This is a genomic window from Arthrobacter sp. 05N33_2, from assembly GCF_056397425.1.
On record NZ_JBFTNJ010000007.1, the window covers coordinates 1 to 20,256 of the forward strand.

Annotated in this window: 15 protein-coding genes and 1 pseudogene; 4 read left to right on the forward strand and 12 right to left on the reverse strand. The window is 67.9% G+C overall.

What is annotated here, in order from left to right; genetic code table 11:
• The coding region (locus tag AC1DHX_RS06280; RefSeq protein WP_476899907.1) for an FGGY family carbohydrate kinase at window positions 1-1,355 on the forward strand (1,355 nt) is incomplete at its 5' end.
• 163 nt (window positions 1,356-1,518) lie between these two features.
• Here AC1DHX_RS06280 and AC1DHX_RS06285 read toward each other — a convergent pair.
• From AC1DHX_RS06285 to AC1DHX_RS06310, 6 genes are all read right to left on the reverse strand, one after another.
• Window positions 1,519-2,355 carry a hypothetical protein gene (locus AC1DHX_RS06285; protein ID WP_476859964.1) on the reverse strand — a complete coding sequence of 279 codons (837 nt, stop codon included), beginning with the start codon at window positions 2,353-2,355 and terminating at the stop codon, window positions 1,519-1,521.
• 217 nt (window positions 2,356-2,572) lie between these two features.
• A complete protein-coding gene (locus AC1DHX_RS06290) occupies window positions 2,573-3,883 on the reverse strand; it encodes an MFS transporter (protein ID WP_476899908.1) in 1,311 nt (436 codons plus the stop codon).
• Complete coding sequence (locus AC1DHX_RS06295) at window positions 3,880-5,010, reverse strand: sugar phosphate isomerase/epimerase family protein (protein WP_476859963.1); 1,131 nt, start codon at window positions 5,008-5,010, stop codon at window positions 3,880-3,882. The genes AC1DHX_RS06290 and AC1DHX_RS06295 overlap by 4 nt, the downstream gene beginning before the upstream one ends.
• 66 nt (window positions 5,011-5,076) lie before the next feature.
• On the reverse strand, window positions 5,077-6,567 hold the full coding sequence (gene pdxR, locus AC1DHX_RS06300; RefSeq protein ID WP_476857603.1) for a MocR-like pyridoxine biosynthesis transcription factor PdxR: 1,491 nt from the start codon (window positions 6,565-6,567) through the stop codon (window positions 5,077-5,079).
• Window positions 6,568-6,718: 151 nt separating this feature from the next.
• Window positions 6,719-7,420: an SCO1664 family protein gene (locus tag AC1DHX_RS06305; protein WP_476849699.1), complete on the reverse strand. Its 702-nt coding sequence runs from the start codon at window positions 7,418-7,420 to the stop codon at window positions 6,719-6,721.
• A gap of 43 nt (window positions 7,421-7,463) precedes the next feature.
• Complete coding sequence (locus AC1DHX_RS06310) at window positions 7,464-8,138, reverse strand: MSMEG_4193 family putative phosphomutase (RefSeq protein WP_476849698.1); 675 nt, start codon at window positions 8,136-8,138, stop codon at window positions 7,464-7,466.
• Between the two features lie 148 nt (window positions 8,139-8,286).
• On the opposite strand from AC1DHX_RS06310, the gene AC1DHX_RS06315 reads away from it, so the two are divergent.
• Window positions 8,287-9,675, forward strand: coding sequence for a sigma 54-interacting transcriptional regulator (locus AC1DHX_RS06315; protein WP_476899909.1), 1,389 nt, complete (start codon window positions 8,287-8,289; stop codon window positions 9,673-9,675).
• A gap of 25 nt (window positions 9,676-9,700) precedes the next feature.
• Window positions 9,701-11,704 (forward strand): vWA domain-containing protein, encoded by a 2,004-nt coding sequence (locus tag AC1DHX_RS06320; RefSeq protein ID WP_476859962.1) that lies wholly within the window; start codon window positions 9,701-9,703, stop codon window positions 11,702-11,704.
• A 69-nt stretch (window positions 11,705-11,773) separates the two neighbouring features.
• Here the strand turns inward: AC1DHX_RS06320 and AC1DHX_RS06325 are convergent, their stop codons facing one another.
• The 4 genes and pseudogenes from AC1DHX_RS06325 to AC1DHX_RS06340 all read right to left on the reverse strand — a co-directional run bounded on the left by AC1DHX_RS06325 (window position 11,774) and on the right by AC1DHX_RS06340 (window position 17,466).
• A complete protein-coding gene (locus AC1DHX_RS06325) occupies window positions 11,774-13,816 on the reverse strand; it encodes an ATP-binding cassette domain-containing protein (protein ID WP_476899917.1) in 2,043 nt (680 codons plus the stop codon).
• A gap of 15 nt (window positions 13,817-13,831) precedes the next feature.
• Window positions 13,832-14,038: pseudogene (locus AC1DHX_RS06330) on the reverse strand (FHA domain-containing protein); the annotation flags it as partial.
• Window positions 14,039-14,049: 11 nt separating this feature from the next.
• Window positions 14,050-15,702 carry a serine/threonine-protein kinase gene (locus AC1DHX_RS06335; protein WP_476899910.1) on the reverse strand — a complete coding sequence of 551 codons (1,653 nt, stop codon included), beginning with the start codon at window positions 15,700-15,702 and terminating at the stop codon, window positions 14,050-14,052.
• Between the two features lie 3 nt (window positions 15,703-15,705).
• Complete coding sequence (locus tag AC1DHX_RS06340; protein WP_476859960.1) at window positions 15,706-17,466, reverse strand: zinc ribbon domain-containing protein; 1,761 nt, start codon at window positions 17,464-17,466, stop codon at window positions 15,706-15,708.
• A 293-nt stretch (window positions 17,467-17,759) separates the two neighbouring features.
• On the opposite strand from AC1DHX_RS06340, the gene AC1DHX_RS06345 reads away from it, so the two are divergent.
• Window positions 17,760-19,217 carry an MFS transporter gene (locus AC1DHX_RS06345; protein ID WP_476859959.1) on the forward strand — a complete coding sequence of 486 codons (1,458 nt, stop codon included), beginning with the start codon at window positions 17,760-17,762 and terminating at the stop codon, window positions 19,215-19,217.
• Window positions 19,218-19,257: 40 nt separating this feature from the next.
• On the opposite strand, the gene AC1DHX_RS06350 is transcribed toward AC1DHX_RS06345, so the two are convergent.
• Both AC1DHX_RS06350 and AC1DHX_RS06355 read right to left on the reverse strand, forming a co-directional pair.
• Entirely contained in the window at window positions 19,258-19,863 is a 606-nt protein-coding gene (locus AC1DHX_RS06350) for a hypothetical protein (protein ID WP_476859958.1), read from the reverse strand.
• On the reverse strand, window positions 19,860-20,255 hold the full coding sequence (locus tag AC1DHX_RS06355) for a PEP-utilizing enzyme (protein ID WP_476859957.1): 396 nt from the start codon (window positions 20,253-20,255) through the stop codon (window positions 19,860-19,862). Before AC1DHX_RS06355 ends, AC1DHX_RS06350 begins: the two co-directional genes overlap by 4 nt.
• Between the last annotated feature and the right edge of the window lies 1 nt (window position 20,256).

The following is a 20,256-nucleotide window of genomic DNA, read 5'->3' on the forward strand; positions in this document are numbered from 1 at the left end:
GGCTGGCGGACGTCAGCGCGCTCTCGGTGGGGGGACAGCAGCACGGCATGGTGCTGCTGGACCACGACGGCAACGTGGTGCGCCCGGCGCTGCTGTGGAACGACACCCGATCGGCGTCGGCAGCGGCCGCACTCACCGACGAAGTGGGGGCGGACGACTTTGCCCGCAGGACCGGGCTGGTCCCGGTGGCCTCCTTCACCATCACCAAGATCCGCTGGGTCCGGGACCACGAACCGGACCTGGCGGACCGGGTGGCGGCTGTTGCGCTGCCCCACGACTGGCTGACCTGGCGGCTCCGCGGTTACGGCCCGGCAGCAACCAGCCCGCTGGGCCCGGACCTGGACCAGCTCACCACCGACCGCTCCGATGCCAGCGGCACCGGATACTGGAGCCCTTCGGCCGGCGAATACGATGTGGAGCTGTTCAAACTGGCCTTCGGCCGGGACGCCAGGGAAGCCGGCGGGGGTGCCGGGCACCGGGATYCAGGCACCGTGGTTCTGCCGCGGGTGCTGGGCCCCGGCGGCTCCGCCGGGGCGGTTCACCCCGGCTGCTTCGGCTCCGCGACTCAGTTGCCCGGCCAGTCCGGATCAAGCCCGGCCGGACCCGGGCACCGCATTCTCCTCGGTGCCGGCGCCGGAGACAATGCGGCCGCCGCCCTGGGTCTGGGGGCCGAACCCGGGGACGTGGTGGTGTCCGTCGGCACCAGTGGCACGGTGTTCTCGGTGGCGTCCCGTGCCGTCGCCGATCCCAGCGGAACAGTGGCGGGCTTCGCGGACGCCAGCGGAGAATACCTGCCCATCGCCGTCGCGCTTAATGCCGCGCGCGTGCTCGGCTCCGTGGCAGGCATCCTGGGCGTGGACTTCGACGAACTTGCGCGACTTGCCCTGGGCGCCGAACCCGGCGCCGGCGGCGTGGTGCTCGTGCCCTACTTCGAAGGTGAGCGCACGCCCAACCTGCCCCACGCCAAGGCCAGCTTCCACGGGCTCAGCATTGCCTCCAGCACCAGGAGCAATCTGGCCCGGGCCGCCATCGAAGGCATGCTCTGCGGACTGTCCGGCGGCCTGGATGCCCTCCGGGCGCAAGGGAGCCCCGCAACACGGCTCCTGCTGATCGGCGGCGCCGTGCAGAACCCCGCGGTGCAGGCCATCGCGGCCCAGGTCTTCGACCTGCCGGTCGTGGTCCCGAGCCCGGGGGAGTACGTGGCCCGGGGTGCTGCCGTCCAGGCAGTCTGGGCCTCCAGCGGCAACCGGCCGGATTGGCCGGTCGCGGTGGACGCCGCACCCGCCCCGGACTTCCACCCGGCCATCAGGCAAAACTACCTGCGGGCGAGCAGTCGCGTTGACCCCGGCAACTGAGCCGGAGCTCGTGAATGCCTTTGCTTCAACGCGGCAACGAAATGCCGGCTGACCGCTGAGAATACGGTGGTCCTCGTCGGATGAGCCAGCCGCCACAACACCGCCGCCCCGACCCCGCCATCCCTAACAGGTTCCTATCGGTCCTTGATCCCTATCATCGCCATTACGGTGCGGGCTGCTCGGCCGATCCCGAATCCGAGGACACCTCGGGCTGCGGCGTCTGTTCGGTTGCGGGGGCAGGCTGCGGGGTCTGTTCGGTTGCGGGGGCGACGTCCGCCGGCGTGGTGTCGCTTGGTGCGCCGGCTCCCGGCACTGCGGTTCCGGCCGAGCCGCTGTCCGTGCCACTGGGGCTACCCTCCGTGGTCAGGCCATCTGTCTTGGTGGCACCTTGCTCGACCTGCCCGGGCACTTGCGCGACTTGCCCGGGTCCTTCCGTCACGTCCTTGGTCGATGCGTCCGTTTTGTCCGGGACAGTCGGAGTGCCACCCAGGGCCGTGCCCAGCGTCGTCGTGGGGCCAGCCGCACCGTCGATGCTCGACGCCGACGAGACCAGGCTGGAGATGGGCTTGTTGGTTCCGAATTCGACTGCAGTGACACCGACCATCGCGATCACGAATGCGGCAGCACTGACCGCCCCGATCTTAATCCAGGTCTTTGGGGTGACCTGCCTCTTCAACCGGTTGGCTTGAGGTCCGTCGCTTTCGGCCGGGGCGCTGGCGGCCAGCATGCCGGCGTCGTCAGCGGGCAGTCCACTCCTGCGTCGCTTTGGGATTTTCGTCATTGCCACGGTGGCGGCCGAACTGAGTGTCCGGGCATACAGGGCGGCGCCCACCGTGGCAACGATGGAGCCGAGTGCGGCGCCAATAAGCGTCCCGGCAACGCCTAGAAAGGACCCCACCAAGGCAGAGGTCACCGCGGCCAACGCCGAGCCAATAGTCTGGGTGCCACTTAGCCCGAGGAGCTGTTTCGGCTTGTCTTCAATAGCGGAGTCTGCAGGCATCTTCAAACACATTTCAGTCAGATAAATGTTACGAACAGATAACTTTACCCTGCCGGCGGGTTGCACCCGGCTGCCTCCGTAATAATTTGAGACGCTTCTCACGGTAGATCTTCGGCGCCATCCATGCCTCCGACGGCGGCTCGCCCGCGCTGTCCAGCACCTCACCAAAACGGAAGCGGACGACGGCGGGAAGTCCCCGCCGTCGTCCGGTACACGATCAAACCTCGGCCGCAGCCCGTCGGGCCCGGGCGGCTCGCACGAGCCCGCTGGACACGGCCGCTCCCACGAGGGCGAGCGCCGCGAGCACGAGGAACACGATGTGGTAACCGGCGGCTCCCGGATTTGCGTCGAGGATTGTCCCGTAGACGATGAAAGCGAACATCCCTGGTGCATAACCGACCAGGCATGCGATTCCGAAAGCCGTGCCGCTGGTCTCCTCCGGAATCCCGACCTCGTCCATCGGCGCCCAGAACACACCCCGCATGGTGAAGACGATAAGCGAGAACAGCAGGGTCACGATCATCGCCGGGATCTGGCTGCCGGGATCGGCCGGGAGGAGCAGCAGCACCGCCACCACCGGGATCAGGCACAGGAACGCCAACCGGATGTACCGGCTCGCACCCTTGACCACCTTGTCCGCGAGGACTCCGCCGATCGGGCCACCGATGATTTTCAGGCCGTACTGGTTGATGATGCCGTAGGCGCCGACCAGCGCGACAGGCAGCCCGTACACGTAGGTCAAATACGGGATGAAATAGGTGAGGCCGCAGTACACGACGTACACCATGAACACGGTGAAGCTCACCCACCACAGCTGCGGCTGCTGAGCGGCACGCCAGATTTCGCCGAGGCCGGCCTTCTGCTTCTTCGCCACGGGCTGCTCGCTCGCCTGCTCGCTTGWCTGATTGCTTGGCTGACTGCGAAGCAGCAGGAACAACAGCACGCCGACGACGACGTCAATGATGGCGTAGAAGGCAATGGCCGCACGGAATCCGCCGGTACCCGAACCGAGCAGGACGAAAATTCCCAGCGCGGAGAACGCCACGGCAGTGTCGACGACGCCGCGACCGCCCTCGAGGAGGCCGAAGAGCCGCCCCTGTTCCTTCGAGCCGCCAAGCTGACGGATGCTCTTCAGCAACGCGGGCCAGACCAGGCAGTCCGAGCACACGGCGAGCAGCGCGAACAGGAGCAGGAGCGTGCTGAAGCCGGGGAACGTGCTGAGGAACAGGCCCAGCGCTCCGGTGCCCACGAGTCCGAGCGGGATGAGGATCCGCGTGGAGAAGCGATCGGCGAGGTAGCCGCCGACGATGAAGAGCGCCGTCGCGACCATCGAGTTGACGCTCAGCAGGGTGCCGATCTCAGTGTGGCTGAGGCCCATTGCCTCCTGCATGGGGACGTAGAACGCGTCCTTGAGGTTGGCGAGCTTGTAGATGGTGCCGCCCGCCATGACGAGCAGAGCGAAGCGGATCCACTTGCTCCAGTCGACGCGGTTCGTGGACTTCCCGGGGGTCTGAGTCAATGTGGTCATCGTGCACCTGCCAGGGACTTCGTTGTGTCGAGCTGCGCGACGGCGATGTCGCGCAGCGAGGCGAGCAGCTCCTTCACGTGGGCCACCTGGTGGTCGGCCCAGCCGGGTTCTGCAGCGAGCAGTTCATCCCGGGTCCATCCGGGCGGGATGCCGGTAGTGCTCAGATCGCGGTACGGGATGAACGGGTCCGCGCCTTCGCCGGCGTGGCGGAAGGCGGGAGCGTAGTAAAGATTTTCCTGTTCGAGGGCCAGGGCGATGACCTGAGGCTCGTCCTCGCCGAGCATCAGGAGCTCGAAGAGCATCCGCGCACCGGGCAAGTCGTCCTCGGGGCTTCCCTGCAGGACACCGCGGTGACCGTATCCGTCTCCCTCGGGAAGAACATGGACCCCTTTCAGGTGAACCTGCAGGATGTGCGGCGCGAGCGCGGAGAGGGCATCCATGGGACGCTCGCAGGCATTGATCATGTTCCCGAAATCGAACATGGCGTGCAGGCGCGGATGGGAGACCCGGCGCAGCAACTCGGCGATCTCGGTGGAGCGCAGTTCCTCGTGCTGCTCGAAGGAGAAGTGCAGATCGTGCTCGTCTGCGAGCACGGCGAGCCGGCGCAGGTCCTGCTCGATTAGTGTCATCACCTGCGAGAGCGTGCCCTCGAAGCGCGAGTAGACGCGGATGTGCCGGACGCCGAGGACCCCCGCGATGCGGACTACCTCGTCCACGTCCGCGCGCAGGGTGGTGCTGATTTCGAGGTGGATCCCCAGACCCAGGTGGCGCGCGCGGTCGGCGAACTCGCGAAGCCTGTTCTCGCTCATCCGGCCCAGGCTCCGCTCCTCGCCGTCGAGGAGGTGGATGCAGGCGCCGGCCAGGCCGTGCCGATGCGCGAAGTCGAGCACGTCATCGGGCCCGTACCCGCCGTAGGTCAGGTTGCCAAGGAGGGCGTAGGCGTGGGCGAACAGAGGGGCGCGGTCGATCCGTTCGATCAGGGTCCGGGCCAGCTCGTCGGTCAGGCGGGGCAGGGACTCGATCTCCTCTTGGTTGAGGCGGGATCTTAGGAGCGCCTGAAATTGGGCGTCGGCAGGGGGCATCGTTGGCTCCTCGGGAGGCGTGTCAGGGGTGGTGGCGAATGTCACTCATCATTTGTACGCCGGTAATGGATCCCAAAAAAGATCCATTAAGGCCACAGTCGTTAAGTCCATTCATGAACCTGCGGCGATGCGCTCCCATCGGTCCCACGCGGCGGCCATCCTGCCGACAGCCTGCGGCATGTGCTCCTCCGCGGTGCCGGCGAACCCGATCAGCAGCGCCGGGGGCAGCTGCCGGGTGAGCCGGTACTCGCCGAGGGGGTAGGTGTACACCCGGCCCGCGGCCAGTCCCCTGGCTACCTCGATATCGTCGACCGGTTCACGGAGCCAACCCATGACGTGCAGGCCAGCGTCGACCGGGGCGGCTTCAATCCTGTGGCTCAACTGGTGATCGATTGCTTCGAGCAGGGCGTCCTGACGTGCCGCGTAGAGACGCCGGGTGCGGCGAAGGTGGGCGTGCAGATGCCCTTCCGACAGGAAGTCCGTGAGGGCCATCTGGAGCACCATCGCGGGCGGGCGCCCAATGACCGATGATGCGGATGCGAACGGCTTCACCAGGTCCTCCGGCAGCACGCAGTATCCGAGGCGGATCGACGGCGCGAGCACCTTGCTGAAGGAGCCCACAGTGATCACCTGCCTGCTCAAATCGAGCCCGAACAGGGTGGGGAGGAATTTCCCGCGGTAGCGCAGCTCGCTGTCGCAGTCGTCCTCGACGATCCAGCTCCCGTTTCGTTGCGCCCACGCGATCCACTCCGCCCTTCGCCCCGGGCTCATCGCAATGCCGAGCGGATGCTGCCGCGCGGGGGTCAGACAGGCCAGGCGTGCCGGAGCCGCGTCGTCGTCCGGGAGGACTGCTCCCTCGTCGTCGACTGGGACGCCTCGGACAGGACAGCCCTGGGACTGGAAGGCGAGCCGTCCGGAGATGTGCCCCGGGTCCTCGACGACGACGGGGTCGCCGGCGTCGAGCAGGAGAACCGCCAGCACGTTGAAGGCCTGCTGCGCACCGGAGGTGACGACCACCTGGTCCGCCGTGCACCCCAGGGCTCTCACGTCGTTGACGTATTCCGCGATCGCTTCCCGCAGTGGGCGGTAGCCGTGGGGATCGCTGTACCCGATCGCAAGCGGATCGGTGCGCCCGGCATGGCGCCCCAACAGGCGCTTCCAGGTCGCCGCGGGGAAAGCCGAGGACGCAACCTGGCTGGCAACGAACGATTCGGTCTCGGCGGGCGCCCACGTGTGCGGCGCCTCGCTGAACAGGTCGGTGCCCCGCGAAGAGGTGGCGGCTCCGCGTTCGGACAGCGGCGGCCGGGACATCGGCCGCTGCGGGGCGGCATCGCTCCACAGGGTGTCGACGTATGTGCCGTCACCCGCACGTGAGCGCAGGAAGCCCTCAGCAGTGAGTTGCTCGAACGCAGACACGACAGTGATCCGCGATACTCCCAGCTCGGTGACGAGTGTGCGGGTCGAGGGCAAGCGGGTTCCGCTCGGCATTGAACCCGTCAGGATCTGGGTGCGCAACTGCGCATACAGCTGCTGGTGCAAAGGCTCAGCCGCTGCGCGGTCGAGCTCAAGTCCGGCCAGCAGTCGGCCACCAGCGCTCTTCATCCCGCGAACCGCGGAGCGGATTTCACCATGGCCCCATTTTACGGGCCCGATTCTAGCTGGCCGTCGGTCCGGACGTTGCGCCAGATGGCGGGATCGTTGGACAGGCCGCGGTCCCCGGCGGCATATCCGAGCCACCCGGACGGGCGGGTGCTTAAACGAGCGGCCAGGGGTAGCGCATGCCGGTGCGGTCAACCGGCAGGACCCGGGCGTGCAGCAGGCGCTGGACGCGGCGCTGCAGGGCGGTGACCTCGTCGTCGTCGAGGAGCTCGGCCACCTCGGGAGGAGCGGCCTCGGCGAGCGGGGCGATGTCCTCGAGCAGGGCATCGGGGATAGGTTCGCCGGCGAAGTCCCAGATCACGGTGCGGAGTTTGAAAGCGGCGGAGAAGCACAGTCCGTGGTCGATGCCCCAGACCCGTCCGTCGTCGCCGCGCAGCACGTGCCCGCTCTTGCGGTCGGTGTTGTTGGCGACGTAGTCGAACAGGGCAATCCGCGCCAGGTCGCGGTGCGTCTCTGGGGCGTCCTCGAACAGCGTGAAGTAGTGCTCGCGGAAGTCGCACTCGATGAACCACTGCAGCGACCCGACCCCCAGCGGAGCTTCCTCGCGGATCACGGTCGGCGGGACGAAACCCCAGCCCAGGGACTCGCTGAGCAGGTAGGCGGCGCGTTCCCGCCGGTAGAGGCCGGGCTCGAAATCGGACAGCGGCCTTTCCCCGGCCTCGGGCTTGTAGACCGCATAGGCGGCGTCGTCCCCGCAGGAGACCTGGGCGAGGAACGTCTCGTTGCTGCTGCGCGGGATACGTCCGAGCAGCTCGACGCGGCCCCCGGCGAGCAGGGTCAGCTCCCGGCCGGACACCGGCTGTACCGTATCACTGGCGGTCCCACAGTCTGTCCCGAATTCACGGCGTCCTCAGCCCGCTGAGGGGTTCCGACGTCGAATTCACCATGAGCACGGCGGGTCCCTGGCCGTCCACATAGGAGATGGCGGACACCGAGCCAGGGCTGATGACGATCCGCTGGAAGAGGTCCAGGGGCGTGCCCAGGGCGTGGGCGACGGCGGCCTTGATGGGGTCGGCGTGGGAGAAGCACACGACGACGCCGCCGGGGTGGGCTGTGCGCAGCACCTCAAGCGCTCCAACAATCCGCGCCTGCATTTCCGTGAAGCTCTCGCCCTTCGGGAAACGGAAGGTCGATGGGCTGTGCTGGACTGTCTGCCACGCCCGCAAGCGCGCCAGTTCGGCCAGCGAGGCGCCCGTCCACTCGCCGAAGTCGCATTCGAGCAGGCCGGCATCTTGCTTTACGCCCAATCCGGTGCGGGATGCCGCCGGCTCCGCCGTCTCGCGGGTGCGCTCCAGCGGCGAGGAGTAGATGCCGTCGACCCGAAGTCCCGCGAGCCGTTCCGCGACCCGGTCAGCCTGGTCCCGGCCCCGGTCGGACAGATGCAGCCCCGGTGCCCGCCCCGGCAGCAACCTGCCCGTCGTCGGCGTCTCCCCGTGGCGCACGAGAAGCAGGAGCGTGCCCTGCTGCTCGGGTGAGGGCCCGGCAGATGGTTTCGGCGCGGTTGATGCAGTCATCAAGAATCAGCCTAACGCTCACCGCCTGCCCCGTCCCTCGCAGGCTCGGACCGGGGACCCCGGGCGGCTCTCTTGCACCCCGCCCCAATGCGCAGGAATCTGCAAGAATCCCTCGATTCCCCGCACGATAGAGGTCTACGGTGGAGGAGTGAGTGATCGCCCCGATATCTTCACTGTTGGTGAACTGCGTGCCTCCGGCCACGTCCACAAGGACCTGCGCCGCGAAATCCGCGACAACCTGCTCGCCGCGCTCGCCGCCGGCCGGGATCCCTGGCCCGGGATGTTCGGGTTCAGCCGGACCGTCCTGCCCCAGCTCGAGCGGGCCCTGCTCGCCGRGCATGACGTCGTCCTGCTGGGCGAACGGGGCCAGGGCAAGACGCGGCTCCTGCGCACCCTGGCCGGGCTGCTGGACGAGTGGTCGCCGGTGATCGAGGACTCGGAACTGAACGAACACCCGTACGAACCCATCACGGAGCACTCCCGCGCCCAGGCCCTCACCGAGGGGGACCGGCTTCGGGTGGCGTGGCGGCACCGCTCGGAACGGTACGTCGAAAAACTCGCGACGCCGGACACCTCCGTCGCGGACCTGATCGGCGACGTCGACCCGATGCGGGTGGCCGAGGGACGCCGTCTCGGGGACCCGGAAACCATCCACTACGGCCTGGTCCCGCGCTCCAACCGCGGAATCATCGCCATCAACGAGCTGCCCGACCTGGCCGAGCGGATCCAGGTCTCGATGCTCAACGTGATGGAGGAACGCGACATCCAGATCCGCGGCTACGTGCTGCGACTGCCGCTGGACGTCCTGGTGGTCGCGTCCGCCAACCCGGAGGACTACACGAACCGCGGCCGGATCATCACGCCCCTGCGGGACCGCTTCGGCGCCGAGATCCGCACCCACTACCCGATCGAGCTCGACGACGAGGTCGCCGTCATCCGGCAGGAGGGGCAGCTGGTGGCCGGCGTCCCGCCCGTCATCCTCGAGATCCTGGCCCGCTACACCCGGGCGCTGCGGCAGTCGCCGGCGGTCAACCAGACCTCCGGGGTTTCCGCGCGGTTCGCCATCGCCGGCGCCGAAACCGTTGCCGCGGCGGCCCTGCGCCGGGCCAGCGTGCGCGGCGAAGACGAGGCCGTCGCCCGGATCATCGACCTGGACGCCGCCGTGGACGTCCTCGCCGGGAAGATCGAGTTCGAATCCGGCGAGGAAGGCCGGGAACAGGACGTCCTGGACCACCTCCTGCGCATGGCCACCGCGGAAGCCGTGCGGGCCCACTTCCACGGCCTGGACATGGGCCCGCTCGTGGCCGCGCTCGACGGCCACGCCACGGTCACCACCGGTGAACTGGTCACTGCGCGGGAGTTCCTCCACAACCTGCCGTCCCTCAACGGATCCAGCCTCTACGACGACATCAGTGAGCGCCTGGGCGCGGAAAACGACGGGCAGCGCGCCGCCGCCGTCGAACTTGCACTGGAAGGGCTCTACCTCGCCCGGCGGATCTCCAAGGAGTCCGACGACGAGGAGACGATCTACGGGTAGGCAGCTTTACGGCTAAGGAGGCCTCATGACCGCTCACAACCGGTCCAGGTACGGCCGGTACACGGGAGGACCGGATCCGCTCGCCCCGCCGGTGGACCTGGCGGAGGCGCTGGACGCCGTCGCCGAGGACGTCATGGCCGGCTACTCGCCCCGGCACGCCCTCCGGGAGTTCCTGCGCCGCGGCGGCCGGAACCGGGAAGGCCTCGACGAGCTCGCCGGCCGCGTCCAGCAGCGGCGCAGTGAACTGCTGGGCCGGCACAACCTGGACGGCACCCTCAGCGAAGTCCAGAAGCTGCTTGAGACTGCGGTGCTGGAGGAACGCAAGCAGCTCGCCCGCGACGCGATGATGGACGACACCGACCGCGCCTTCCGGGAGATGCAACTGCAGAACCTGCCGCGCTCCACGGCGGCGGCGGTCAACGAGCTCGCCTCCTATGACTGGCAGTCGAGCACCGCGCGGGAGGCCTACGAGCGGATCAAGGACCTGCTCGGCCGCGAACTCCTGGACCAGCGGTTCGCCGGCATGAAGGAGGCCCTCGAAGGCGCCACCGAGGAGGACCGCGCGGCCGTGGCCGAGATGCTGCAGGACCTCAACGGGCTCCTCGGCAAACACCGCCGCGGTGAGGACACCGACGCGGACTTCCAGGAATTCATGGCCAAGCACGGCCAGTTCTTCCCGGAGAACCCGCAGTCGGTCGAGGAGCTGGTGGACGCGCTCGCCCAGCGCGCGGCCGCCGCCCAGCGGCTCCTGCAATCCATGTCCGCCGAGCAGCGCGAGGAGCTGATGCGGCTCTCCGCCCAGGCGTTCGGCTCGCCCGAGCTTATGGCACAGCTGGGCCAACTCGATTCCAACCTGCAGGCTTTGCGCCCCGGCGAGGACTGGTCCGGCTCCGAACGCTTCGAGGGCGAGGAAGGACTCGGACTCGGCGACGGCACCGGCGTGCTCCAGGACATCGCCGAACTGGACGAGCTGGCCGAACAGCTCTCCCCGGCCTACAGCGGGTCACGCCTCGATGACCTGGACCTGGACGCCCTCGCCCGCCAGCTCGGACAGAATGCCGCCGTGACGGCCCGCACCCTCGCGGAGATCGAACGGGCAATGCAGGACGGCGGTTTCCTCCAGCGCGGCGCCGACGGCGATCTCCGGCTGTCCCCGCAGGCCATGCGGCGGCTCGGCAGGTCGCTGTTGCGGGACACCGCCAAGCAGCTCTCCGGCCGGCAGGGCCGCCGGGACACGCGGGTTGCCGGGGCGGCCGGGGAGCAGACCGGCTCCAGCCGCCAATGGGAGTTCGGCGACGCCGAACCGTGGGACGTCACCCGCACCATCACCAACGCGATCCGCCGCACGATCGCCGACGGCGGTGACCCGGGCCGCGGACTGCGCCTCGCCGTGGGCGACATCGAAGTCACGGAGACGGAGGCGCGCACGCAGGCCGCCGTCGTCCTGCTTGCGGACGTGTCCTTCTCGATGGCCGCCGAGGGACGCTGGGTGCCCATGAAACGCACCGCCCTCGCCCTGCACCACCTCGTCTCAACCCGGTTCCGCGGCGACCGGCTGCAGCTGATCACGTTCGGCCGCTACGCGCAGACCATGGACATTGGCGAGCTCACGGCCCTGCCGGCCCTGCGGGAGCAGGGAACCAACCTGCACCACGGCCTGCTGCTGGCCGGCCGGTTCTTCCGTCAGCACCCGTCGATGCAGCCCGTCCTCCTCGTGGTGACCGACGGCGAACCCACCGCGCACCTGCTGGCCGACGGCGAGTCCTGGTTCTGCTGGCCGCCGGACCCGGAGACCATCCGCGTCACGGTCGCCGAACTGGACCGCCTGGCCCGCGCCGGCACGCAGGCCACGTTCTTCCGGCTCGGCGACGACCCTTCCCTGGAACGTTTCGTCCAGCGGATGGCCCGCCGCATCGACGGCCGCGTGGTGGCGCCCGAGGCCGGAGACCTGGGCGCTGCCGTGGTGGGCGAATACCTCCGCGCCCACTTCCGCGGACGCCCCTACGACGACGCCGACTGGGCCCAATAGATCCGCGGCGACTCTCCACCACTGGCGGGGTAATTGGCCACGCCGTCGGGGTTTGACCGCAGTTCGATCTCACCGCCAAGGGTTTCGGTTGACAGAATGGTGCAACGCCCAATAGGCCAGTGCGAGGAACGCGACGGCTTGAATTCCGAGGAACCCGGTGTCTGTGAGCCATTGCTCGGCTGTCGGGTCGTAGAGCGTGTCCACTTCGGGTGCTGGCGGTTTCTGGAGCCCGACAGTGGCCGCCGCAGCCGCGTAGCCAAAACGTGCAGGGAGCAGCCACGACACCTCCTCAAGTCCGGCGCGGCCTTGGATAGCGAACAGCCCACCGCAAAGGACCAATTGAGCCATCACCAAGGCGACGAGCGCAGGCATGGTTTGTTCAGTCGATGTCGCGGCAGCCGAGATCACCAGCGCGGCGGCGGTCATGGCGACGCCAACCGCTGCCACAGCCACCGCAATCTCCAGGTGCCCATTGCCGAGTACCAAGGCATCGTCCGGTCCCGGCAGACCGAGGAGAGCCATCACGGTGAACAGGATGCACTGGATTGCGACCAAGGCGCCAAGCACCACAAACTTGCCGAGCAGGTAAGCCGTAGGGGAGAGGCCAACGGCCTGTTCCCGCCGGTAGATCGGCCGTTCCGCGACCAGTTCGCGCACCGTGAGGGCTGTTCCCATGAGCGCTGCTCCGACCACCAGGACAATGAGCCGCTGTTGGACCTGATACAGATCGCCCCCGGCCTCCCGCATGGACAGCCCGGCCTCGCCGGGGAAGGCGTGCGCCATCAGGGCGAGCAGCATCGGCATGCCGACAAGGAGGACCACGAAGAGGCGGTCTGCGGCGACGACGGCGGCGTTGCGCCGCATCAGCGTCCACAACTGGCGCAGCGGGGCCGCGCGGGGCGGAGGGGGCGTGTCGCCCACAGGTACGGGCACTTTGGCTGAAGCGGTCCTTCCTATGTACGCGTCACGAGCAGGCGATTGGGCGTATTTACCCACCCACGTCGGGTCCTCGAGTGCCGCAAACGCCGCAGGGTAGTTGTCCACACCGAAGAATGGGAGTACTTCGGCCGGTGGTCCAAAGAACGCCACGCGTCCGCCCCGGGCGAGGACCAGCACACGGTCGCATTCGTCCAGGGCCAGGACGCTGTGGGTGACCACCAGCACGACGCGGCCGGCGTCGGCGAGTGAGCGCAAGCTGCCCATGACCTGCTTGTCCAGGCCGGGGTCGAGCCCGGAGGTAGGTTCGTCCAAAAAGAGCAGCTGGGGCGCTGTGAGCAGCTCGAGGGCGATCGAGGTCCGCTTTCGTTGCCCACCGGAGAGGGAATCGATGCGCTGGTCGATTTGGTTCGTCAGATCGACCTCGGCGACGACTTGATTGACCCGTTCGTCGCGCTCTGCGGAGCTAGTGTCTGGGGGCAGGCGCAACTGAGCGGCGAAATGGAGCGCGCGGCGGACAGTGAGTTGCCGGTGGAGGATGTCCTCCTGGGGAACCAGGCCCACCAGGAACCGGAGCTGGGCGTACTCGGCGTAGAGATCCCGCCCGTTCCAGCTGACGTGCCCGCGAGTGGCCGGACGCAGCCCGGTAAGGGCGCCCAGGAGGGTGGATTTGCCAGCGCCGGAAGGCCCTATGACCGCCACGAGCGTCCCGGCCGGGACGGTGATGGACACATCGTCCATCAGGTGGGCGCCAGTCTTGGTGGTGACCTCCAGGTGCCGGGCGCTGAACGCGGGACGTTGCGGTGGCGGCATGGCCGCGGTGGCGCCGTCCCAGAGTAAAGTGCTCGATCCGATACCGATGAGGTCACCGATTGAGAGCAGGGCGTCACCGTGGACGCGTTCCCCGTTGAGGAATGTTCCATTGAAGCTGCCGGCGTCGCGCAGGACGGCGGCTTCGCCGACCTCGACCACGGCGTGACTCCGGGACGCGAGGGGGTCATCCACCACAACGTCGCACGAGTGTGACCGCCCAAGGGTGAGCATCCGTGGCCTCACCGGCTGTCCGGGCGGGTGGGCCCTGAGGAGCACCTCGGGTCCGTCCATAGCGCCAAGACGGAGCCGAAGCCCGCCGGTGAGTAGCGGCACCGGGCCGTCCAGCACCCGGTCCGACTCCATGTCCCAGGTGCCGTTGCGGCTTGCCTGATCTGCCGCCCACCATCTGCCCTCGCTGTGCCAGAGCCGGACGTGTTCGCGGCTGACACGATCGTCATCGATAGGGACATCGGCGCCAGCATCCCGACCAACCTGAACTGTCTGCTGCGGCGGAAAGCTCCACTCACGGCCATTTGCGCGCACGAAAAGCGCAGTTCCGTCCGGGGGTGGCACTTGGTCCGGCATGGCGACCTTCCTTACTTCGTCCGGCGTAGAGAACCGACGACGTGATCGAAAGTTTCCGTGCGCTGCTCGAACAGCGACGAGGGGGCGAAAAAAACCAGGAGTTGGACCGGATCGGTCTCAACGACGAAGACCSGGACCTGCAGCGTGACGGCGGATGAGAGGGGAATCGTCCCCTCCATGGCCTGCCCCTTAACCTCCCCGACGGTAGCCGGCCCGCGGTCCACCAGATGCGCGTCCCGGCCGGGCAGGAGCGCCTCCGCCGTGCGGACGCGGGCGGTGGGGGATTGATTGGTCAGCCCGGCGGGCCGGTGGTAGATGGCGAGTCCGGCGACTTTCTCCGGTTCACTGGCCGTTCGGGCCGCGGCAGCCGGAGCGTCCGGCTCGTCGGCGAAAAGCGCCGTCAGGTCCGCGTCCGAGAGCACACTGACGGTGCTGTCGCCCGCTTCGTGAGTTCGAGCGGTCCAGCTCTGCGGGACATCGAGGGTGTACGGGACGCCATCCGCACGAAAGGTCACGTACTTTTCTCCAGACAGCATCGGCGGGAGCAGCGCRCCGGCGAGGATGGCGAGGATTAGGAGGAGGAGCGCCCCGCCTAGCAGAGTCAGCCGTGCGGCCCGGCCCGGCCGCCGATCAGCGCGCCTACCCCGGGACCCGGTGGAGCGTCCGCCCAAGTGGGCGTTCCCGCCCGCGCGGGCGAGGGTCCCCACTTCCACCGGGGCGCCGCCGTCGTTGTCCTTGCCGGGTGTAGTGGCGCGGGGCGGGACTGCGTGTTTCCCCGCGCCTCGGGGCTGCTGCGCTGGAACAACCTTGCCAGGCGGGCCGCCGGACATCATGGTAACGAGCGCGCCGCATGTTGGAGGCCGGTCCTCGGGTTGTTTCGCCATGCCTTTGACGATGGCAGCCTCCATTGCAGGAGGGACCTCCGGCCGTTCCAAGGTGAGGCGCGGCGGCTCCTCGGTCATGTGTGCCCACAGTTGGGCCGAGTCGTCGTCATGGTCGAACGGCGGGTGGCCTGCGAACAGCGTGTAGGCCACGCACGCCAGCGCGTACACATCGGCCCGACTATCGATGGTCCCGCCGCGGATCTGCTCGGGTGCGACGTAGTCCAAGGTGCCGAGGAAATGACCGGCCGTCGTCACGCCCGTGGCGGAGGTGGTGCGCTTTGTGAGACCGAAGTCCGTGAGGTAGACGAGCCGATGGCCGTTTGCCGGGTCGTCAGAGAGCAGTATGTTGCCGGGCTTGACGTCCCGGTGGACAAGGCCCGCGCCGTGCGCGGCGTCCAGGGCCGCGGCCGTGTGGGAAAGAATGCCCAAGGCCTCGGTCAGCGGGAGAGGGCCGCGTGCGTCAAGTTCTGCCTTGAGATCAGTGCCGTGCACAAAGCGCATGGCGATGTAGAGCAGTCCCGACCATTCCCCGGCAGCGTAGATCGGCAAGATGTTGGGGTGGTCCACCGAGGCGGCGAGCCGGGACTCACGGACAAACCGCTGGCGGAACTTCTCGTTGGCTGCAAGTTCCGGGGCCAGGAGCTTGAGTGCGACGGGTCGGCCGAGCTGCACGTCCAGCGCCCGGTACACGACTCCCATGCCGCCGCGGGCGACCAGGGACTGGATCTGATAACCCGCGAATTCTGCCCCGGGATAGAGGTAATCCTGAACGGGCTCCACGGTTCACCCGACCGGGTAACCGCAGCTGGAGCAGAACCGCGCTCCGGGGCGCACTGATCTGCCGCACTGGGAACAAAACGTCCTGCCCTGTCTCTCCGCGGCGCGGGGTGCCAGCGGTCCGGCCGTGCGGGTTTCGCCACCATCTGGGCCCGTATTTACGTCCCCGGTCGCCCCCGAAGCCGGCTGACCTCGCCCGCCAGATGCCGGAGATTGCGACGGAGGAGAACTCTTGTGCCCGGCTGCTTCGGTCCGCACGGGGCCCGTCCCGCCGTGTCCGGCCTGCTGTCGCAGGACCTGATCTTCATCAGCCCGCGCAGCCCGGGTCATTGCGGTCTGGCTCTCGCCGGTTTGGGGTTTCAGAGGGGCAACAGGTCTCCCTTCGGCACCCTTTGAGCTTGAACGGCCAGCGGGGCGAGGCGGGGCCCCGCCGACGCCCCGAGCGGCTGACGCCCTGCCGCGACGCAGGACCAGTACGGCCAGGATTCCGGCCAGGAGCAGGAATCCGGCGAAGCCGGGCAGGAGGGCAGCCTGCAGGGGGCCGTCCTTGCCAGCGTCTGCGGCGGCGGTCGTCTGGTCTCCCATCGGGTGCTCGCTACTCATTTTTCGGGCCTGCTCAAGATAACTTGTCGCCAAGGCGGAATCGAAGTAGGTCAAGGACTCTTCGAGTGCGCTCTCGGCCGATCCGCCCATGCCCGATGAGAGGTGATCGATGCCCCGCCGGAATACAGCATCGAACTTCGATGGGGAGGCCTCAACGCCCGCCGCGGCCATCGCTGCTTGAATAGACGCGGCCGGCACCAGAGTGCCCTGGCCGTCTGGCTGGCGGGGCCCCATCAGGCCGAGGACCTGGCCGGTTGCCCCGTCGAGCACGGGGCCGCCGGACACGCCGGCGTCGAGCGGCCCGGCAAGGTCCTGACTAGAGCGGATTCGGCCCGCGGCGGTGTCCACCGCCACCGGAAACTGCGCCGGTCCCGCCTTAGGGCTCGGATCCTCGGTGAAGCCGACCAGTACGGGATTCGCACCTGGTGCTGCGGCCGGCGCGGCCAGCGTGGCTGTCGGCGCGCCACCGCCGCCACTGATCCTGAGCAACGCGATGTCCTTGGGCCCGGTCGGGTGGTTGAGCAGTTCGGCCATGACGGTCGCAGGCTCCGCCGTGTAAGTGTGCACCCGGTACTGGGGGACGCGAAAGACGATACAGTGCTCCACCTGGTCGTAGCAGTGCTGCAGGTGCGGCGCCCAGTATCGATCAGGCGTCGAGCCTCGCCGCAGCGGATTCCCGCCGTTTCCAACGATCGGCACTCCGATCACTTTGGCGAAGAGCTCGTTCGCGCTGTAAGCGGCCACAGCGCCCTCGTCGACGGCAAGATTCTCCCAGGTGGTCGCCACAATCCCGTCTGCTGAAACGACGACGCCGGTAGCGGAACCGAGCGGCACTGTGGACCGGCCACGGGAGATCACTACCTCGCCTGTGCTGTGGTCAATATGGGCGATCTCCGCGATGGCAAGGAGGTCGATTCGCACGAGAGCAGCCTTGGACCCCTCGGCATCGCTYTTCAATGTGGCAGATGGAGTAGGCATAGGACTGGCCGCCGATGTCAGCGTCAGTGCAGCGGCGACGCCGACGAGAAAGACCAGGAAGCCGGAAATGCGCCTGTGCATCATCCAAAGCTTCGCCATGAACAGATACATGACGACGGCCATGCCCGTGTCGCGAGACGTGAGGCGGGAACAGAAGACGGTGGCGGCAATTCGCTTTTGGTTCATGGCGGATCCTCTGGTCGAATATGAGACCGTCACGCGGATACGCCTGTGGGTTTGATCAGCCCGTCCCCCGCCATAATGCTAAGCCTTCTGATCATTTGTGTCATCGGAGTTCTTCGGAATAGTTCACAGATCAGGAAGCCGCGGTGGAACGCCATTTGAAGGGACAAGCCGGTCAATCTCCCGTCTGCCCGGGCTGCAAGATCCTGGACCGGGACTAATTTGTCGAACGGGGAAGTTATGCTGTCGGGGCCGTAACCGGTTCACGCACCGCGCTTCGGGCGCCGATGGGAGTGATGCACGTGACCACCATGCCTGCCGAGGGAGTCGGTTTCCGCTCCAAACGCGGACCCGTCCTCATCGCCCTGATGCTCTCCACCGGCCTGGTGGCGATCGACGCGACCGTGGTGGCGACAGCAGTGCCCGCGATCGTGCACGACATAGGCGGGTTCACCTCGTTCCCCTGGCTTTTCTCCGCCTATCTGCTGGCGCAGGCCGTGTCCGTCCCGGTCTACGCGAAGCTCTCCGACACCATCGGCCGCAAGCCGATCATGCTGATCGGAATCGGCCTGTTCCTGCTCGGCTCGATCCTTTGCGGAGTCGCCTGGAGCATGCCGGTCCTCATCGCCTTCCGCGTCGTGCAGGGCCTGGGCGCGGGCGCGGTCCAGCCGATGGCCATCACCATCGCCGGCGATATCTACACCCTCGCCGAGCGGGCAAAGGTGCAGGGCTACCTGGCGAGCGTGTGGGCGGTCTCATCAGTGGTGGGTCCGACGCTCGGGGGAGTGTTTGCCTCACTCGGCATCTGGCGCGGCATTTTCCTTGTGAACATCCCGCTGTGCCTGGTGGCCGGATGGATGCTGGTCCGGTCCTTCCATGAGAACATCGAGCCCGTAAAGCACCGGGTCGACTATCTCGGCGCGGGGCTGCTCACCGTGTCGCTCACCCTGCTCATTCTCGGGGCCCTCGAGGGCGGCCAGGCCTGGGCCTGGGACTCCGCCATCAGCGACGCAGTGTTCGCCGGCGGTGCCCTCCTGTTCGTCGCGTTCATCCTCGTCGAACGGAGGGCGGCGGAGCCGGTGCTGCCGCCGTGGGTGGTTTCCCGGCGGCTGCTGGCGACGACGGCGATGGTCGCCTTCGGTGTCGGAGCGGTCATGCTGGGCATCACTTCGTACGTTCCGACGTTCCTCGTGGGAGCCCTCTCGACCTCCCCGATCGTGGCCGGACTCGCCCTGGCAGCGCTGACCATCGGCTGGCCGATCAGTGCCTCCCAATCGGGCCGCCTGTATCTGCGCATCGGGTTCCGGAACACTGCCCTGATCGGCATCGCGGTCACCGTCATCGGCACAGCGGTCCTGGCCGTCACGGCCTCCGTCCCCAACGTTGCGCTGGTCGCCGTCAGCTGCTTCATCGTCGGGCTCGGACTCGGCCTGGTCGCGACCCCCACCCTGATCGCCGCCCAGACGAGCGTCGAATGGAACGAGCGCGGCGTGGTCACTGGCACCAACCTTTTCGCCCGGTCGATCGGCAGCTCCATCGGCGTCGCCGTCTTCGGCGCGATAGCGAACGCTGTCTACGCCGGCACCCCGCACGGCGACACGGATCCCCACACCATCGTGGCGGCCTCATCCGCCGTGTTCCTGGCCGTCATGATCGCCGCCGTCCTCACCGTCATCGCCGTGCTCGGCATGCCCGCCACCAAACCCGTCAACCAGGTCCAAGCCGCCGCGCGCGGGTCATCCAGCACCGGTTGACCGCGGTTCCGCTGTCACTTTTGGGGTCGTGCTGGGGCGTTCATCGCCGGATGCCGAGGGTGGCGATGAGATCTTCGTGCAATTCGAACCAGATGCGGTGGAAGGAGTCGCGGTCTGTGGCGGTGAGCCACGCTGGCTCCGTGGCTGCGTTTTCCACTGCCAGCTCGAGGCGTTCCGCGTATCCGCTGAACCGCGGCAACACAGCGGTCAGGCGGACTTCCAGATCGCTGAAGGACGCCAACGCCTGGGTGAAGGTTTGCTGTGTCGGCTCGTCGATCCCATCGTTGGGCTGAATTCCCTCGGCGAGCCGGCGGAGTTGGAGTTTGCTGCAGGCGGCCACGACTCCTGCGTTCAGCGGTGCAAACTTCGCGTGCACGGCGGTGACTGCTGCCTGGCCGCCCACGCTGTCCAGCTCCTCGGCCAGGAGCCGTTCGTTTTCAGTCCTGCCGGCCACGGTCAGGGACCAGCCCCGGTTTCCGCCGAATGAGGAGCGCGACGCCCACCCGTTCGCGCCGGCGTCAATGAGGAGCCGTTCGACGTCGTGCAGATCCTGGCCAAACCGGGCGGCAACTGACTCAGTGTCAGCGAAGCCGAGCAGCCTCAGGGCGTGGAGGGTGAGCAGCATGGATGGCTGCTGCGGGCTCATGGACCCGCTCCGGGACCTGCTGGTTTCGCGTGGACGGTTCCGTGGGTTCCGTCGACCACGAGCGTCGTTCCGTCCGTGATGCGGGTCAGCGCGCCGGTTACCCCCAGAACGGCGGGGATGCCCTGTTCGCGGGCCACGATGGCGGCGTGCGAGAGCATCCCGCCCGTTTCTGTGATGACGGCAGCGGCGATCCCGAACAGTGGCGTCCAGGCGGGGTCAGTGGTGCGGCAGACCAAAACGTCGCCGGGGGCCGCCGCGGAGAATTCGTCGACGCTGTGAACTGTCCGGGCCGTCCCGCAGGCGGTGCCCGGGCTGGCGCCGATGCCGGTGAGAACCGCGCCGGCGGGATCGCGGCCTTCCCTTCCGGCACTGGCCTGAGGAGTGAATTCCACG

Coding starts and splice junctions, on each gene's coding strand:
- AC1DHX_RS06285 (WP_476859964.1), bottom strand. CDS start 2,355: ATGCCTGCAGACTCCGCTATTGAAGACAAGCCGAAACAGCTCCTCGGG.
- pdxR (WP_476857603.1), bottom strand. CDS start 6,567: ATGAAGAGCGCTGGTGGCCGACTGCTGGCCGGACTTGAGCTCGACCGC.
- AC1DHX_RS06310 (WP_476849698.1), bottom strand. CDS start 8,138: ATGACTGCATCAACCGCGCCGAAACCATCTGCCGGGCCCTCACCCGAG.
- AC1DHX_RS06320 (WP_476859962.1), top strand. CDS start 9,701: ATGACCGCTCACAACCGGTCCAGGTACGGCCGGTACACGGGAGGACCG.
- AC1DHX_RS06325 (WP_476899917.1), bottom strand. CDS start 13,816: ATGGAGTCGGACCGGGTGCTGGACGGCCCGGTGCCGCTACTCACCGGC.
- AC1DHX_RS06345 (WP_476859959.1), top strand. CDS start 17,760: ATGCACGTGACCACCATGCCTGCCGAGGGAGTCGGTTTCCGCTCCAAA.
- AC1DHX_RS06350 (WP_476859958.1), bottom strand. CDS start 19,863: ATGAGCCCGCAGCAGCCATCCATGCTGCTCACCCTCCACGCCCTGAGG.